Origin of the sequence: Paenibacillus sp. NRS-1781 (assembly GCF_050467745.1) — a bacterium.
Taxonomy (GTDB): domain Bacteria; phylum Bacillota; class Bacilli; order Paenibacillales; family Paenibacillaceae; genus Paenibacillus; species Paenibacillus terrae_A.
Window position 1 is genome coordinate 51474 of sequence record NZ_JBITPI010000034.1, and the last position, 17378, is coordinate 68851.

9 protein-coding genes are annotated in these 17378 nt (G+C 49.1%); 6 read left to right on the plus strand and 3 right to left on the minus strand.

The window, feature by feature from the left end:
* Positions 1-183 precede the first annotated feature (183 nt).
* Complete coding sequence (locus ACIFO6_RS13135; protein ID WP_430041081.1) at positions 184-996, minus strand: flagellar motor protein MotB; 813 nt, start codon at positions 994-996, stop codon at positions 184-186.
* Positions 980-1807, minus strand: coding sequence for a flagellar motor protein (locus ACIFO6_RS13140; RefSeq protein WP_430041082.1), 828 nt, complete (start codon positions 1805-1807; stop codon positions 980-982). Before ACIFO6_RS13140 ends, ACIFO6_RS13135 begins: the two co-directional genes overlap by 17 nt.
* A gap of 208 nt (positions 1808-2015) precedes the next feature.
* Between ACIFO6_RS13140 and uvrB the strand changes: the two genes are divergently transcribed.
* From uvrB to ACIFO6_RS13155, 3 genes are all read left to right on the plus strand, one after another.
* Positions 2016-4007, plus strand: coding sequence for an excinuclease ABC subunit UvrB (gene uvrB / locus ACIFO6_RS13145; RefSeq protein WP_430041083.1), 1992 nt, complete (start codon positions 2016-2018; stop codon positions 4005-4007).
* Positions 4008-4176: 169 nt separating this feature from the next.
* The gene (gene uvrA, locus ACIFO6_RS13150; RefSeq protein ID WP_430041084.1) at positions 4177-7038 is read left to right on the plus strand and encodes an excinuclease ABC subunit UvrA; all 2862 of its coding nucleotides are present in this window, start codon (positions 4177-4179) and stop codon (positions 7036-7038) included.
* Positions 7039-7444: 406 nt separating this feature from the next.
* Positions 7445-8659: a hypothetical protein gene (locus ACIFO6_RS13155; RefSeq protein WP_430041085.1), complete on the plus strand. Its 1215-nt coding sequence runs from the start codon at positions 7445-7447 to the stop codon at positions 8657-8659.
* 155 nt (positions 8660-8814) lie between these two features.
* Here ACIFO6_RS13155 and ACIFO6_RS13160 read toward each other — a convergent pair whose 3' ends face one another.
* Positions 8815-10440, minus strand: a complete 1626-nt coding sequence (locus tag ACIFO6_RS13160) for a nitrite/sulfite reductase (RefSeq protein WP_430041086.1) — start codon at positions 10438-10440, stop codon at positions 8815-8817.
* A 342-nt stretch (positions 10441-10782) separates the two neighbouring features.
* Here ACIFO6_RS13160 and ACIFO6_RS13165 point away from each other — a divergent pair, with 342 nt between their 5' ends.
* The 3 genes from ACIFO6_RS13165 to ACIFO6_RS13175 all read left to right on the plus strand — a co-directional run bounded on the left by ACIFO6_RS13165 (position 10783) and on the right by ACIFO6_RS13175 (position 17170).
* The gene (locus ACIFO6_RS13165; RefSeq protein ID WP_430041087.1) at positions 10783-12024 is read left to right on the plus strand and encodes a S1C family serine protease; all 1242 of its coding nucleotides are present in this window, start codon (positions 10783-10785) and stop codon (positions 12022-12024) included.
* 48 nt (positions 12025-12072) lie between these two features.
* Positions 12073-13986, plus strand: a complete 1914-nt coding sequence (locus ACIFO6_RS13170; RefSeq protein WP_430041088.1) for a stalk domain-containing protein — start codon at positions 12073-12075, stop codon at positions 13984-13986.
* A 673-nt stretch (positions 13987-14659) separates the two neighbouring features.
* Complete coding sequence (locus ACIFO6_RS13175; RefSeq protein WP_430041089.1) at positions 14660-17170, plus strand: DUF3656 domain-containing U32 family peptidase; 2511 nt, start codon at positions 14660-14662, stop codon at positions 17168-17170.
* Positions 17171-17378: the final 208 nt, after the last annotated feature.

A 17378-nucleotide genomic window follows, 5' to 3' on the forward strand; every position in this document is an offset into this window, starting at 1 on the left:
TACATAGTGGGAATATAGACTTAAACAAAATAACCTCCCTTATCTCTCGTACGTCGCTCTATACAACGCTGTTCGTACGGTTTATTGTTCTGCGTCATCAGAGCGGAAGCCATGTAGAACTATAACATTGTATACAAAAACCTCCCGGTTCACGTTGAGTGTGACTGAGGAGGTTTTTGGTATTTACTGTTGAAGCTGGCGCAGTACGGTAATTTCGACACGGCGGTTTTTTTGTCGTCCGGCCTCGGTCGTATTATCGCCAACCGGTCGTGTATCGGCATAACCTGCGTATTGAAATCCTGTAGGAGATAATCCTTCTCTGTCTAGAAAGAATCGAAGCACGGAAAGCGCCCGCGCCCCGGAAAGCTCCCAGTTGTCCTTATAGGTCGAAGCGTTTGAAGTGCGTGTGAACGGAATATTGTCCGTATGGCCCTCGATACTGATCGGCGTTTTCAAATCCCGGAACAGACTGGCCAGCTTGGATAACGTGTTTGCAGAGCCTTGCTTGAGTGCAGCCCTGCCCTGATCGAATAAAAAGCGGTCGTTCAGGGTGATGACAATACCGCGCGGCTGATCTGATACGAAAATCTGATCTTGCAACTTATTATCCGAAATATATTGCTCAATGACACCCATCAGATTTTGCAGTTCTTTTTCCTGCTTGTGAAATGCCTGCTCACGTTCGGTCATTTTGCTCGGTCCGGCTGCTTTGTTATCGGATGAAGGTTGCTTGGCTGTGGGCGGATTCTTGCTTGTGTAACGGTCAGCAGTCCCCGTAATCCCTGAGCCTTGCTCCAAAATAGAATCGCCTTTATGGAACGTATCCTGTAGGGATTGAACAACGACATCGTATTTTTTCGCATCCAGGCTGCTCATAGCGTACATTACTACGAAAAAAATGAGCAGCAGTGTGATCAGATCGGCGTAAGTAATCATCCAGCGGTCACGATGGTCCCCGCCTCCTTGACGTTGGCGGCGCTTAGCGCGCGCTCTCATGGAAGTCCTCCTTTGGAGTAGCGTCCTCTGAACGTGAGCGACGAGGCGGCTTAGGCTCCAGATTTTGCTCTGAGCGGATGAAGAACTCCAGTTTTTTGCGTACAAGCTTCGGATTCTCTCCGTTTTGAATGGCGAGAATGCCTTGCAGAAGTAAATCCATCGTGACCATTTCACCTTCGCTGCATGCTCTGATTTTGGATGCGATGGGCAGGAAAATCAGATTGGCGCTGGCAACGCCGTAAAGTGTGGCGATAAAAGCGACAGCAATAGACGGTCCAAGCGCTGTTGGCTCAGTCAGGCTGCCGAGTACATGGATCAGGCCCATCACAGTACCGATAATCCCCATCGTAGGGGCATAGCCGCCTGCGGATTCAAATATTTTGGCATATCCTTCGTACTTATGCTCAATGGTATCTAACTCGAGTTCCAGAATTTGTTTAATTTGTTCCTGCTCGGTGCCGTCAATAACCAGTTGAAGACCTTCGCGCAGAAATGCATTCGGATGTTCTGAGGAAATACGCTCCAGCGCAAGCACTCCGGATCGGCGGGAGGTGGCTGCCATGGAAACCAAATCTTCAATATATTGCTCGGAGAGGTTGTCCTCACGGCTAAAGGCCATCCGAAGGGCAGCTGGTATGGTCTTTAGTTTAGAGGCGGGGTAGCTAATGACCACTGCTGCGAGCGTCCCGCCAAACACAATCAGGGCCGCTGTACCTTGAAGCAGCCCTGTAAATTGCCCGCCTTCCCATAAGAAGCCACCGATTAATGCTATGATTCCGGCGATGATGCCCAATACGATGGTGATATCCAAAATTTAATTCACTCCTATTCAAGACTTATCGTTTGCATCCAAGGAAAGAAAGAGGTATAATACGGGAACAAACATTCCTATCCAACCATATTTCCCAAGTATCATTGCTCGGGAAATATCGACATAGGTTTACAGGTAAAGACGTTTCAGCTCGACTGTTGTAGAAACATGATGTTTCCATTTTAGACGATAAGGGTGATGCAGGGCAATGAGTGATATCGTTGTTAGCGATAAGACTTTTGAAATTCAGTCGGAATTCCAGCCTCAAGGCGATCAGCCTCATGCCATTCTTGAACTGGTAGAGGGGATTACAAAAGGAAAAAAGCATCAAACACTGTTGGGTGCTACGGGAACGGGTAAGACGTTTACTATCGCACAGACGATTGCCAAATTGAATCGGCCTACTCTGGTTATTGCGCATAACAAGACTTTGGCTGCCCAACTGGCGAGTGAGTTTAAGGATTTTTTTCCGAATAACTCAGTCGATTATTTTGTCAGCTACTATGATTACTACCAACCGGAAGCATACATTCCGTCTTCCGATACGTATATAGAGAAGGATTCCAGCATCAACGAGGAGATTGATAAACTTCGCCACTCAGCCACAAGCTCTCTGTTTGAGCGTCGTGACGTTATTATTGTAGCGAGTGTCTCCTGCATTTATGGTCTGGGTTCCCCGAAAGAATATTCAAGCCTGCTGCTCTCGCTTAGAGTCGGCATGGAGAAACCCCGCAATCAGATTTTGTCCCGCCTGGTCGATATTCAATATCAGCGGAACGATATCAACTTCGTGCGGGGTACTTTCCGTGTACGGGGGGATGTTGTTGAAATATTCCCGGCTTCCCATGGGGAACACGCTATACGGGTAGAACTGTTCGGGGATGAAATTGAACGGATCACCGAGATTAATGTGCTTACGGGTGAATTGATCGGTGAACGTGATCATATTGCCATTTTCCCTGCATCTCACTTCGTTACTCATGAGGATACGATGAAGGTAGCACTGGTCAACATTGAACGTGAGCTTGAAGAGCGGTTAGTGGAGCTGAAGGAACAGGGGAAGCTGCTGGAGGCACAACGTTTGGAGCAACGTACCCGCTATGATATCGAGATGATGAAAGAGGTCGGTTTTTGTTCCGGCGTCGAGAATTACTCAGGTCCACTGACATTCCGCGAGCGGGGGGCGACACCGTATACGCTGATGGATTATTTTCCGGATGATATGCTGATCGTGATTGATGAGTCTCATGTTACGTTGCCGCAGATTCGGGCGATGTATAATGGTGACCAAGCACGTAAGAATGTACTGGTGGACCATGGTTTCCGTCTGCCATCTGCGCTGGATAACCGCCCGCTGAAGTTTGAAGAGTTCGAGGACAAGGTGAGTCAGATCGTCTACGTATCTGCTACACCAGGCCCCTATGAGCTGGAGAAATGCGAAACGACTGTGCAACAGATCATCCGACCTACAGGTCTACTTGATCCCATCATCGAGGTTCGTCCAAGTAAGGGACAGATCGACGATCTCATTAGCGAGATACGGCTTCGTATGGAGCGTGAGGAACGGGTACTGGTCACCACGCTTACCAAGAAGATGTCTGAGGATCTGACCGACTATTTAAAAGAAGTGGGTATTAAGGTCCGGTATATGCATTCAGACATTAAGACACTGGAGCGGATGGCGATTTTACGGGACCTCCGTTTGGGTACCTTTGATGTACTGATTGGGATCAATCTGTTGCGGGAAGGTCTGGATTTGCCAGAAGTATCACTGGTGACGATTTTGGATGCGGACAAGGAAGGCTTCCTGCGCTCCGAACGTTCGCTCATCCAAACCATTGGACGGGCAGCGCGGAATAGTGATGGTCGTGTTATTATGTACGGTGACAAAATTACGGATTCTATGGATAAAGCGATAAAAGAAACGGATCGCCGCCGTGCGATTCAAATTCAGTATAATGAAGACCATGGCATTACCCCGCAAACGATCCGTAAAAAGATTCGTGATGTCATTGAAGCGACCAAGGTGGCCGAGGCACGTAATGATTACCTTCCTGGCGAGACGGGTAAACTTTCCAAGAAGGAGCGTCAGTCGCTGATTCAGCGTTTGGAAGCGGAGATGAAGGATGCGGCCAAGAATCTTCAGTTCGAGCGGGCTGCCGAGTTGCGTGACGCTTTGTTGGAGCTGCGGGCTGATTAAGCTTTCAGGGGCAGCTAGTAGCGCGAACACATTGAAAATGAAATGGATGATTGCTTTTGAAAATAGAGAGGGCGGCCCATGCGGTCGTTCTCTTTGCGATATATCACTTGTATGGGGTATTCCATCGCAGTATAGCATGACGTGAACTATGGCTAAGGAGATGAAACATTTGGCGAATGAAAGCATCATCATCAAAGGCGCTCGGGCGCATAATCTCAAAAATATTGACGTGACTATCCCAAGGGACAAATTTGTCGTCCTCACGGGGCTAAGTGGCTCAGGTAAATCGTCACTGGCTTTCGATACGATCTATGCAGAAGGACAGCGGCGTTATGTGGAGTCTTTATCCGCGTATGCGCGTCAGTTCCTGGGCCAAATGGAGAAGCCGGACGTGGATTCCATTGATGGACTGTCTCCTGCAATTTCCATTGACCAAAAGACTACGAGCCGTAATCCGCGTTCTACTGTCGGTACGGTTACAGAGATTTATGATTATTTGCGGTTGCTATTTGCCCGAATTGGTCACCCTCATTGTCCTGAGCATGGCATTGAAATTACATCACAAACGGTTGAACAAATGGTAGACCGCATTTTGCAATACCCTGAAAAGACAAGGCTGCAAATTTTGGCCCCATTGATTTCGGGACGCAAAGGTGAGCATAAAACGCTATTCGCGGATATTGCCAAGCAAGGCTTTGTAAGGGTGCGTGTCAATGGCGAACTGCGTGAATTGTCCGAAAAGATCGAGCTGGAGAAAAACAAGAAGCATTCCATTGAAGTGGTTGTAGACCGGATCGTAGTGAAGGAGGATGTGCGTGCACGTCTGTCCGACTCTATTGAGACAGCGTTGAATCTTTCAGGAGGTCAGTTGCTGGTGGACATGATGGGGCAAGAAGAGCTGCGCTTCAGTTCTAATTTTGCCTGCCCGATCTGTGGTTTCAGTATAGACGAGCTGTCGCCACGGATGTTTTCTTTTAACAGTCCGTTCGGTGCTTGCCCGGATTGTGACGGATTGGGCGTTAAAATGGTGGTTGACCCCGACCTGCTCATTCCTGACCCGGAGAAAAGTGTAGAAGGTGGAGCATTTCAGGCGTGGAGTGGAGGAACCTCCACCTATTATCCGCAATTTTTGCAGTCTGTATGCGAGCATTATAGTATTCCACAGAACATTCCTGTCAGCCAGCTGACCACGGAGCAAATGAACACCATATTACATGGAACGGGTGACCAGAAGATTCGATTCCGTTATGAAAATGATTTTGGACAACGCAAGGAAGCCTATGTGACCTTCGAGGGAATTATCCCGAATCTGGAGCGTCGCTATCGTGACACAGCTTCTGACGGTATCCGTGAATTTATTGAAGGATTTATGAGCGCAAAGCCGTGTAACACCTGTAAGGGACATCGTTTGAAGAAAGAAACTCTGGCGGTGACTATTCAGGAGCGTAACATTGCCTATGTAACTGATTTGTCCATTGGTGAAGCGTCTCAATTTTTCAAAACGCTGGTGTTGAGTGAGAAGGAACAGTCCATTGCCAATCTTATTTTTAAGGAAATTAACAGCCGTTTGGGATTTCTCGTTAATGTTGGATTGGAGTACCTCACCTTAAGTCGTGCAGCAGGCACGTTATCCGGTGGTGAGGCACAACGTATCCGGTTGGCGACACAGATCGGTTCCAGCCTGATGGGTGTACTGTATATTTTGGACGAGCCAAGCATTGGGTTGCATCAGCGGGATAATGACCGCCTGATTAGTGCATTGGAGCATATGCGGAATCTCGGGAATACGCTGATTGTGGTGGAGCATGACGAAGATACGATGATGGCGGCCGATTATATTATTGATATCGGTCCGGGGGCCGGAATCCACGGCGGAATGATCATGTCACAGGGGACTCCGCAGGAAGTCATGGAAGACCCGAATTCCTTGACCGGGCAATATTTGAGTGGACGCAAGTTCATTCCGGTCAATACCGAACGGCGCAAGCCTACGGATAAGTGGCTGGAGGTTCGCGGGGCTAAGGAGAACAATCTCAAAAATTTGAATGTTAAAATCCCGTTAGGTGTTTTCACGGCTGTTACTGGCGTATCCGGTTCTGGGAAGTCAACGCTGGTCAACGAAATTCTGTACAAAACGCTGGCGCGTGATCTGAACCGGGCGAGAGTGCGTCCGGGTCAGCATAAGGAAATTCGTGGGCTTGAAAATATCGATAAGGTCGTTGAGATTGATCAGTCTCCGATCGGCCGCACGCCGCGTTCCAATCCGGCAACCTATACCGGGGTATTTGATGATATTCGTGATTTATTTTCAAAAACAAATGAGGCTAAGGTCCGAGGTTACCAAAAAGGTCGCTTTAGCTTTAACATTAAGGGTGGTCGCTGCGAGGCTTGCAAGGGCGACGGCATTATCAAGATTGAAATGCACTTTTTGCCGGATGTATACGTCCCGTGTGAAGTGTGTAAGGGCAGACGCTATAATCGGGAAACTCTTGAAGTTAAGTACAAGAGTAAAAGTATTGCCGATGTGCTGGAGATGACAGTAGAGGATGCGACAGAGTTTTTTGAAAATATTCCTAAGATTCATCGCAAGATTCAGACGTTGAAGGATGTAGGTTTGGGATATATCAAGCTGGGACAGCCTGCGACTACCTTATCTGGCGGTGAAGCGCAGCGTGTGAAGCTGGCTTCCGAGCTGTATCGTCGCAGCACGGGTAAGACGATTTACATTTTGGACGAGCCGACTACGGGGCTGCATGTTCATGATATTGACCGATTGCTGACGGTGCTACATCGCCTGGTGGATTCGGGAGAAACCGTATTGGTCATTGAACATAATCTGGATGTGATTAAAACAGCCGATTATCTGATTGATTTGGGACCGGAAGGCGGTAGCGGCGGTGGAACGATTTTGGCTACTGGAACTCCTGAGCAGCTCGTGAAGGTTGAGGAATCCTATACAGGACGGTATTTGAAGCCGATTCTTGAACGGGATACACAGCGCAGCCTAGCGCTTCATACAGCCGATCTGTAAACATCATTAATATAAGTCTTGTAAGCCCCACACAGGTATGAAGGTAGAATGCGAATTAGCGTATTCATTCTTTGACTGGTTGGGGCTTTATTTTGTAAAAAAAGAGAACTTTTATGCAAATCTTGCGTTAAAGCATGTAACACATAGTTTACCAAGCACTGGAATAATAAATCTATATGTATACTCATTGGAAGAAAGTATCTGAGCAGTCTCCATTTTGGAGTTTCAATTGTTTGGGCTCGGACTTGAAGAGGTAAATAAATAACTCATGATTGTATAGCATCGCATGAAGTTCCGTGCCCACGTGACAACCATTACAAGTTGAAGCCAAACCGTTTGTAGTCTTATCACATCTAAGGTTTTTAAAAACATCTCTGAGGTAAAGTCATGAAGGGAGCTGGAACGTTTGAAGGGAACGCAAAACGGGTTTCTACGAACACGTGTTTATTCATGGACAGCAGGAGTTGCTTTAGCGACATTGGTCATGGGGGTTAGCGCTATTCCGTCTTATGCATCCGAGGTGTCCGAGGCGGCCGTGCCCAAGCAAGCTGAGATTGAAACAAGCGCAGCAATTGGAAGCTTTGAGGATGAAGAGAATCCACACAATTATATTCAGCCCGCAGCGAATGGTGGATTTCTGGTGCTGAACATCGAAGACAACACTGAGGCAAGCGTGGCGCATGTCACGTACGGCAAGCTGGACAGCTCGCTGGAGGGTGTGTGGAAGCATGAGCTGGATCTGAACGTACAGTCAGGTGCAAGCAGTAGGGGAGTCCAGCGGGAGACGTCGGATGGTGGCTCGCTGTTGCTTATCGACTACACGAAGCCGGATGGGATACGGGAGTTACAGGCTTCACGGTTGAATGTGGACGGGAATGCCGTGTGGTCCAAAACATTACAAACGGATGGCTTGACATCCCATGGACACAACTCCCTTATAGGTTTGGAACCGCTTGCGGACGGCGGATTTCTTGTATCCTCTCTGAACCGGGATGAGCAAGCATTTACCGTACTCAAATATTCAGAAGCTGGTGAGGAGCTGTGGAATCGAACGAAGGACGGGGTAACTTCGGGTTGGTTGGTCGGCAATCACGATGGATATTATACACTTATGAACAGTCCTCATGGCCCGGTAGGAGTACAGGCAGATGTGTATGGTCGAGAAATCCGTAATATCCATTTTGACTTGGGCACGGGGAAAGACATTGCAGAAGTACGTGAGTTGCCTGGAGGCCATATCGCTGTGACAGGGCTTAAAGGGAACAGCAAGCGTACACAGATTTTGAGCAACGGACTGCAATTGTTCGGTGCTACAGAGGATTATCCGACTGACCGGGTATATCTGCCGGAGGAGCAGGTGTACGTTCGGTTTAGTGACCGGTATGATCCGCTGGGAAGCACCACGAAGATGCATGGAATCACCATCACTGGCTTGAAAGGAAATGGTGCGAAGGTTTGGGAAGCCGCTACTCATTACAAGGAAGACAATTCCTTCGGCATCCGATATGACACAGGACTCATATACAAAATACCGACAGGCTATGCAGTGGTTACATCCACATCCGGTGGCGCCGAAAAACCGGCAGTGCTTGATTTTGCTAAAATATGGATACCGGATTAATTCGGTGTCTTTTTTTAAAGCGCAGAAGATGACCTTTTGCGGCCATGCTTTGACCAAAAGGAAACAGCCTGCATGTATGCTAGATACAAACAGGCTGCCTTGGAAGGCCTATTAGGTTAAGAGAACACATTATAGAAGAGCCTTACTTACAAGCCTCAGGAAGCGACGGTGCTGGACTGTAAAATAGCAGACAGCTTTTCCTGAAAAGTCGGAATGCCTACCCGTTGTACATACGCATAAAAATTTTCACCGGTATTTCTATTTTCCTTGTAAAACAGAATCAGTTCTGCCAGCACAGGGCCGACCTGATCACCACGTACGCGGCCTTTGAGCGCTTTATTGAACTGGGCACCCGGTCCGAGTGCTCCGCCGACAGCAATGTCGAACGCGTCGACCATGCCTTCGGGTGTCTTGATAAGCGAGCCCTGCAGACCGATGTCTGCAATATGCTTGTGTCCGCAGGAATTCGGGCAGCCGATGAAATGAATGCGCACTTTTTCATCCAGCTCTACGTGCTGATCCAAATACTCGGCAACGTCAACCGCCCGCTTTTTAGTCTCCACAATCGCCAGATTGCAGAATTCATTCCCGGTGCATGAAACGGTACGGCTCATAAAATGCTTGGGCTGTGGCGTCAGGCGTTGCAGCACAGGAGCCTGTAGTAATTCATTCACCTGGTCGTCCGGCACACCGCTCAGCAAAATATTTTGCGACATGGTGGTACGAATCTGTCCATCACCGTAGCGGTCAGCCAGGTCGGCCAGCTCATGCAGCTCGTCAGCATCCAGACGGCCGACGGGCACGTTCAGACCGACATAGTTTAGACCCTGCTGCGCTTGTGGATGCACACCGTCAAAGTAGGCTGCTTGCCAGCCGATTGTTTTATCCTCGCCCCGGCCGGGCATTTCGCCGATATACTCGGTGAGCTTGGCTAAAAACTTTTCCGGGCCCCAATCGGCGATGAGGAATTTCAGGCGGGCATGATGTCGTTTTTCCCGATAGCCGTAATCCCGGAAAATGGTAGTGACTGCAATGGAAACCTTCAAAACCTCTTCAGGACGGACAAACAGGTCCAGCGATTGTGCCAAATGCGGCTTGGCGGATAAGCCCCCACCGACCATCACATGGAAGCCGATGACTTCTTCCCCGTCGATTACTTTAGTGGCTGGCGTAAAGGACAAATCGTTAATTTCAGCCTGCGCGTTATTGTACGTATTACCGGAGATGGACATTTTGTATTTGCGCGGCAGATTGGAGAAGTCCTTATTTAATAGGAAAAAACGGTTGACTTCATCCACAATGTCCTTGGTGTCGACCAGTTCATTGGGATCAATGCCGGCCAGTGGATTGCCAACAATCGTACGCGGGCAGTCGCCGCAAGCCTCAAAAGAGTACAAATCGACTTTTTCCAGCCGCTCGAAAATATCAGGTAAGTCTTGAACCGTCAGCCAGTGAAACTGAATAGCCTGACGGGTGGTGACATCAACGAGGCCGCGTCCGTACAGCGTGGCTATGTCCGCCAATGCATGTGCCTGCGCTGATGTCATGATACCTGTGTTGATGCGGACACGCATCATGAAATGGCCATCCTTGGGCTTTTGCTGATACACTCCAGCCCATTTGAAACGATCCATATCGTCCGCAGTGATCGAATCGAAGCCTTCACTCGCATAGCTTTCGATAATGGTGCGTATGACGTCGAGGCCATCCTTTTCCAGCTTGGCAAATTCGAATTTATTCAGTTTATCGGAATGAGCGGTCCATATTGGTTCGTAAGCCATCCTTTTAGCCTCCTTCATAAGCGTTATTTGCAGGGATTCAAGATTATAATTTTATTTCCGACAACACAACTAAGATATAATGTGATGGTATCATAGTTGGTTGTGCCCGTAAACGAAGGAATGGCCCAAACGCTATAACGATTATTTATCGTTTTTGCTTATTTTCTTGATATAAGGATTTGGTAATTTTATAGTATAAATGACATGAGGGGTCATGTTAGCGGCAAACATAGCTTTTTTAGTTAAAGATAGGGCTAAAAGCGATTGTATGCGTGTCTCCTCTATGGTAGATTTGGACTAACTGATAGAACAGGGTCATGTTAGAGAGGAAAAGGTGAACATATGCGTAAGATGGGGAAAAGGGCGGTCATACTGGCTTTGGGCAGCGCTTTGTGTGTATCTGGAACAGCAGGTGCAGCCAGCAGCGGAACCGCTTTGAAGGCAAAGGTCATTAACGGCGGTGTCTATGTCAATGTAGGCGATGTGAATAAAGCATTAGGAACCAGCGGCGCGTATAACAGCGCAAATGGTACATATACGTTATCGGCCGATCGTGTGCCGCAGGTGGTCAAAAACGTATCTCCCTCTGTGGTAGGCATCATCGGCCGCTCAGCAACGGGACAAGCCGTGGCAGGCGGAGATCGGTACAACCTTGCTCACGGTACAGGGGTCATCATTCGGACAGATGGATGGATTGTCACGAATGCGCACGTTATTGAAGGATTAAATGATGCTGTGGTCGTAACCTCGGATGGTAAATCCTACGGTATTACAAATAGCTACAGCGATCCGGTCAGTGACTTGGCATTGGTCAAGATCAAAGCAAGCGGCCTCAAACCGGCTACCCTAGCAGGCTCGCCGAATCATCTTCAGGTGGGGGAGCAGGTAGTGGCTATCGGAACGCCTATCTCTTTTTCCCTGCGTAATTCGGCAACCTCGGGTGTCGTCAGTGGATTGAATCGTGGTGTCAACGCTGCCTATCGTCTCATCCAAAGCGATACCGCAATCAATCCTGGTAACAGCGGCGGTCCGCTTGTAAACCTCAAGGGTGAGGTAATCGGGATCAATACGATGAAATTTTCGGCTGTTGGTATTGAAAATATGGGCTTTTCGATTCCTTCGGATACGGTGAAATATGTGATTGGTCAATTTTTCAAGTATGGTGAGGTTCGGCGTGCCAGTCTTGGTCTAGGATTGGAAGAGAGCTGGTCGGCGATCGTGGGGCTGCCTACAGAGGACCCCTTGAAAGTCACAAAAATTACTTCGGCTAGTGCTGTTCAGGCCAAAATCAAGGAAGGCGACGAGCTGTATAGCATAAACGGCAAGCGTGTGGCTTCCGCTATCGACGTCAACGAGTTGCTTAAAAGCTATCAGCCTGGGCAGACGGTGAGCTTGCTCATGCAGACGGACGGCGATATTGTAAAACGCAAGCTGGTACTGTCACAGGATAATGGCGAAATCTATGAATCTATTCAGGGCGGAGAGGATTCCGGGGACTCGGATGAGTCGGCTGGTGCTGGCAATGTAGCGCCTTCCAAGGAAGCATCTGAGTCAGTCCAACAGGCGGCCGTTACAGGAAAGTAATTGAAAACGGAGCGTTATGATATCAAATATAGCTAGAGGGAGATTAATGTGAAGCATATTCAAAGAAAAATGATGCATCAGCTGGGAGCTGGCGCCGTTGCATTGTCTGTTCTGCTATCTGCTTTGCCGGCAGTTGCGGCGGACAGTGATAAAACGATCTTGGAGCTGCGTTTGCAAGGCGGCAGCAACACAGCCATCGTGAACGGCCAGAATGCAAGTATTGCCAAACCCTATTCCAAAAGTGGTGCACTGATGGTTCCAGCTGGTGTGTTCAAAAAAGCATTTAACAGCAAAATTCGGCTGGCTGAAGGTAATGTGGTCAAAATTAGTAGTGGCGCTCACGTCGTATCGCTGACCATTGGGAGCCGTACTGCCTGGGTGAGAGGTCACAAGGTGACACTTCCGGCTCCACCGGAAATGTCGTCAGGTATCCTGATGGTTCCGTTGCGTCAAGTAGCAGAGGGTCTCGGAGGCAAGCTGGAGAAGAATGGTGCGGGAATTATCATTCGGATGGAGGCGCAAGAAGACGCAGGCAAGGTAGAGGAAGAGACGCCGAGCATTGATAATGATGAGGGCAAGACGCAGATCGGGAACAGCTACTACGATTGGTCCATGAACTATCCGACAGGATTGGTCATCGGTCAGGGTGGCGGGGATGAGAGCATCTCTACATTTATGGATGAGAATAGTGCGTATTATCTGGAAGTGCATACGGCTTCACAGCCGGTTCCGTTGAATGCGGACGACCTTCTCCAACAATTGGTGCAAACAGCCAAGGAGACGGGAGAAATCGTTGTAGATCGAAAATCCTTCCCAAAATCGAAGGTGCCTTATGCGCGTGTCATTACGAAGGGTGGAGACGGCGTGCTGTGGGAAAACCGTCAGTATTATGACAATGGGCGACTGTATGTCATTTATTTTTCTGATGCCAAAGCAACGAATTATAAGGATCTCTCACAGTATGCGGGCCTGTTAAATTCCTTCAAAACCTCCTTCAATGCACAAGATAAAAGCATTAAAGACCTGTCGACCGTTGTGGGGGGCACACGTGAGGCTGGAAACCCGGACTATGGCGTGTCGCTTAGCATACCGGCAGGCTGGAAAATGGACGATCAGCGGATGCAGTACGAAAGTAATGATGGATCGAGTTTCCGCTTGAAAGTGACCTCGGCTCCGGCTGATGCCAAGTTGGAAAACTGGAGCCAACAGCTGCAAAAGTGGCTGAGTGATTCATTTGTCTCTACAGCTTATGAGGCCCAGAAGACGTATCCACTTGAGGTTGCGGGGGTTCAGGGGCTGGTTAAGGAGTATCGCTACAATTTTGGTGACGGATGGGTTAAGGAATACAATGTGCTGATTCAGCAAAATGGATACCGCTATCTGGCTGAATACGCTGTGCCGGAAAAAGTGAGCAAAGGGAATGATCAGTTCAATGCGCTCATTTCCTCGCTTCAAATTGATTTCCAAACTGTAGCGAGCAACTTCGGACAACTGGAAGAGGACGACTATCTGGCAGACAAAACGAAAACGGTCAAAAAGACCTCCAAAGCCTATGAGTACACGGTGAATATTCCACGATACTGGACAGCGATCAGCGACCAGTTTGAATTGGGTGATGTGGAGTACCAGTTTACCGGTGGAAGCTTCTCTATCAAAGTAGACAATGACAAATCGTTCGAGTTAACGGTATCCCAGCTCAAGGACTTTTACGATAAGCAGGGTAAAAGCTACAAAAACCTCAAGGTTGAAGAGGTTAAGGACGTAACGTTCGCCGGGGTTTCGGCAGCCTCCTTTACATTCCACCGCGTGGAAGAAGGCATTGGCTATACAGGCCGTCAAATCGTTCTGGAGCGCGACGGAAAAACGTATACCGTGACAACGACGCTGAATGACGCGAACAATACGGGGGTTCAGTCTAATGCACTGGATTCAGCGCTGAGTTCGTTTATGTTTGTGAAGTAGGAGAAAGAATTAGCGAGTTATGGTGGGAGAGTGCTACGCGTGCCATTTGATCCTTCGATCGCTGACGCTTCTCCCGATTCAAATGGCCCGCTCCGCTGGCACCCGCCATAAGAGTGCTAATCTTTTTAAAGAGTGAGGTGAGCAGCGAAGGGCAAAGGCTGCACGTTTTACTAGGTTGCCTATCCTACCTACTTTTCCTTTTTTTAAGAAGTAGTCTGAGCAGAGATATTTACTTCGTTTCCTTCTAGTTTTATATGACTCACCTCCAAAGCACCGCTTGACGGATATGGAGGTGTCTTTTTGTTTTTAGTAGATATTTTTGCGAGGAATCGCTTGGAAAGTGTAGAAGCTTGGGGCGCAGTCTGGTACACTAGATTAGTTACAAGATAGGAATGATTATGCCGCAGATTTGTGATGCGGATTTTTTGAGTTGGATGTAATTCATGCGAGGAACCGATGGTTCAGAGTGTGGATGATCGGACAAGATGATAGAAACAGATAGGATTTAAAAATGTGATTCTTAATAGACTTTGATTTCCCTGACTCAGCATGATCAGCTTTGGAATGAGTCGATGAATTCTCATAAGATTACCAAGTAAGCAGCATAGCTGCCCTGAAAACAACGATTAGCCAATGGGTGATCATTCGTTTTCAGCATATAGGGAGGACAATGATGAAATTAGCAGTACGAAGAGAAGACGTCGAGCTTCTGGCACCAGCCGGTGACTGGGATTGTATGCGTGCGGCGGTGGCGAATGGAGCCGATGCGATATTTTTCGGGGTGGAAAAGTTCAATGCTCGGGCACGGGCGAACAATTTCCGTATGGACGAACTGCCTGAAATTATGGCGTTTTTGCATAGTTATGGGGTTAAGGGCTTTTTGACATTTAATATATTGGTGTTTGAAAACGAGCTGGAGGACGCCAAGGAACTGGTCGATGCTTGCGTGGATGCAGGTGTGGATGCGTTGCTTGCACAGGATATGGGCTTGGTGAAAATGATCCGCGATATTTCGCCGGATTTTCCGATCCATGGCTCTACCCAGATGACGATTACCTCGCCAGAGGCGGTAGAGTTTACGAAACCATACAACATTGAGCGGGTCGTGCTCGGACGTGAAAATAACTTGAAACAGATTCAAAAAATAGGTGAGCAAGCGAGACTTCCGATGGAAGTATTCGTGCATGGCGCGTTATGCGTATCCTACTCGGGTCAATGCTTGACTTCTGAAATGTGGGGCGGACGCTCTGCGAACCGTGGCGAATGCGCACAGGCATGCCGTTTGCCTTACGATCTGATGGTGGATGGCGTGCAAAAGCCGATGGCTGATGTGACGTATCTGCTGTCACCTAAGGACTTGGCTGCCATTGATCTGCTGCCGGAGCTGATTGGCGCGGGCGTCATTTCTTTTAAAATCGAAGGACGACTGAAAACGCCTGAATATGTAGCCAACGTGGTCAGCAAGTACCGTAAAGCGATTGATAAGTATTTTGATGGTGACACTTCCAAGACCAGCAAAGAAGATATCCGCGAGCTTCAGCAAAGCTTTTCACGTGGCTTTACGCACGGGTTTCTGGAAGGAACGAATAACAAGAAGCTGGTTGACGGTACGTTCCCGAAAAGCCGGGGTGTTTATCTGGGGCGGGTAGAACAAATCCTTCGTGACGGCGTAGTATGCCGTATTGATGCACCGCTGAAGCGTGGCGACGGTATTGTATTCGATGCGGGAGATCCCACGCAAAAAGAAGAAGGCGGCCGCGTATACGATATCCGCCGCAAGGGTGTAAAGATCGAAGGCGAAGCCGGAGAGGGCTGGATCATCGACATCGTAGCGGGACGCAACGATGTGGATCTGCGCCGTGTACATGTCGGCGACCGTATTTGGAAGACCAACGACCCTGCGCTGGACAAGCGTCTGCGCCAGACGTACGACACCGACAAGCCGTACCGCGTCTTCCCGGTACATGTGCGTGTCAGCGGCTCTCCAGGGCAGCCGCTGTCGACCTGGTGGACCGATGTGCAGAAAGGCACGACGGTCCGTGTGGATTCCGAGCTGGAACTTGAAATCGCTCAGAAGCGTCCAATGACGCGCGAACTGCTTGAGGAGCAGTTCGGCCGACTGGGCGGAACCGTGTTCCAGCTGGAAGAAATGGACGTCCACCTGCATGGGGACGTCATCGTGCCGATGCGCGAGCTGAACAGCATCCGCCGTCAGGCGGTGGAATTGCTCGCGGGCGAGCGCCCCAAACCGCCCGTGTACACGAAGCGGGCGGTAGAGGTGTATGGCGATGCATCGGTTCCCGCATCGCCAGTGGCACGCGGTCAGGCAGAACTGACCGCGCTGTGCCGCAGCATCCCGCAGGTTGAGGCTGCGCTGGAGGCCGGCGTGGAGTTCATCTACGCCGACTTCGAGTTCATCAAGCAATTCCCGGCAGCCGTGGAGGCTGTACACGCCGCCGGGCGCCGAATTGCGCTGGCGACCCCGCGTATTCACATGCCGGGTGAAAACGGCTACCACAACAACATCCTGCGTCTGAAACCGGATGCTGTGCTGGTACGCAATCCGGGGGCGCTGTATTTTTACATGCGTCATCGGCTGGAAAATCCGGACGCACGTCATCCGCAGTTGATTGGTGACTTCTCGTTGAATGTAGCCAACCACAAAGCGGCTGATTTGTTCCTGGATTCCGGCTGCGACCTGGTTACGCCGTCGTATGACCTGAACATCCAGCAAATGGTTGATATGCTCCGACGCACACGTACCGATAAGCTGGAGATCGTGATTCAGCAGCATATGCCGATGTTCCATACCGAACATTGCGTATACTGCACCTTCATGAGCGAAGGCACGGACTACACCAACTGCGGACGTCCATGTGAGGACCATCACGCATCCCTGCGCGACCGGATTGGTATGTCTCACCCCGTTCGCGTGGACGAAGGCTGCCGCAACACGGTATATAACGCCATTGAGCAATCCGGTGCCGAGTATCTGTCCAACTTTATGGAGCTGGGCGTGTCCCGCTACCGCGTGGAGTTTTTGGAGGAGACACCGGAGCAGGTGCATGAGGTGATTGACCTCTACAACCGTGCCTTGCGCGGAGAGATCAGCGGCACACAGGTTTGGAAGACGCTTAAAGCGACGAACCAGTTGGGTGTTACACGCGGGCAACTGGTGAAGTAGAACGTGAAAGGTACAAGAAGTCACTTCGGTAAGCCTGAAAATATTTTTGTAGTGTAAGCTGACAACAGACCTTTCCCATACTATCGGGGAGAGGTCTGTTTTTACTTGTAGATGAATAGATATACCTTTTCCCATTGTTTAATTTTGGTGGATTGGATTGTTTAATGTTGTACAATGTAACTATATTCGTGTTGAAAGTGTCGAAAAT

Excerpts from the sequence above, each read along its gene's own strand:
- ACIFO6_RS13160 (WP_430041086.1), bottom strand. The coding sequence starts at position 10,440 with ATGGCTTACGAACCAATATGGACCGCTCATTCCGATAAACTGAATAAA.
- ACIFO6_RS13175 (WP_430041089.1), top strand. The coding sequence starts at position 14,660 with ATGAAATTAGCAGTACGAAGAGAAGACGTCGAGCTTCTGGCACCAGCC.
- ACIFO6_RS13165 (WP_430041087.1), top strand. The coding sequence starts at position 10,783 with ATGCGTAAGATGGGGAAAAGGGCGGTCATACTGGCTTTGGGCAGCGCT.
- ACIFO6_RS13135 (WP_430041081.1), bottom strand. The coding sequence starts at position 996 with ATGAGAGCGCGCGCTAAGCGCCGCCAACGTCAAGGAGGCGGGGACCAT.
- uvrB (WP_430041083.1), top strand. The coding sequence starts at position 2,016 with ATGAGTGATATCGTTGTTAGCGATAAGACTTTTGAAATTCAGTCGGAA.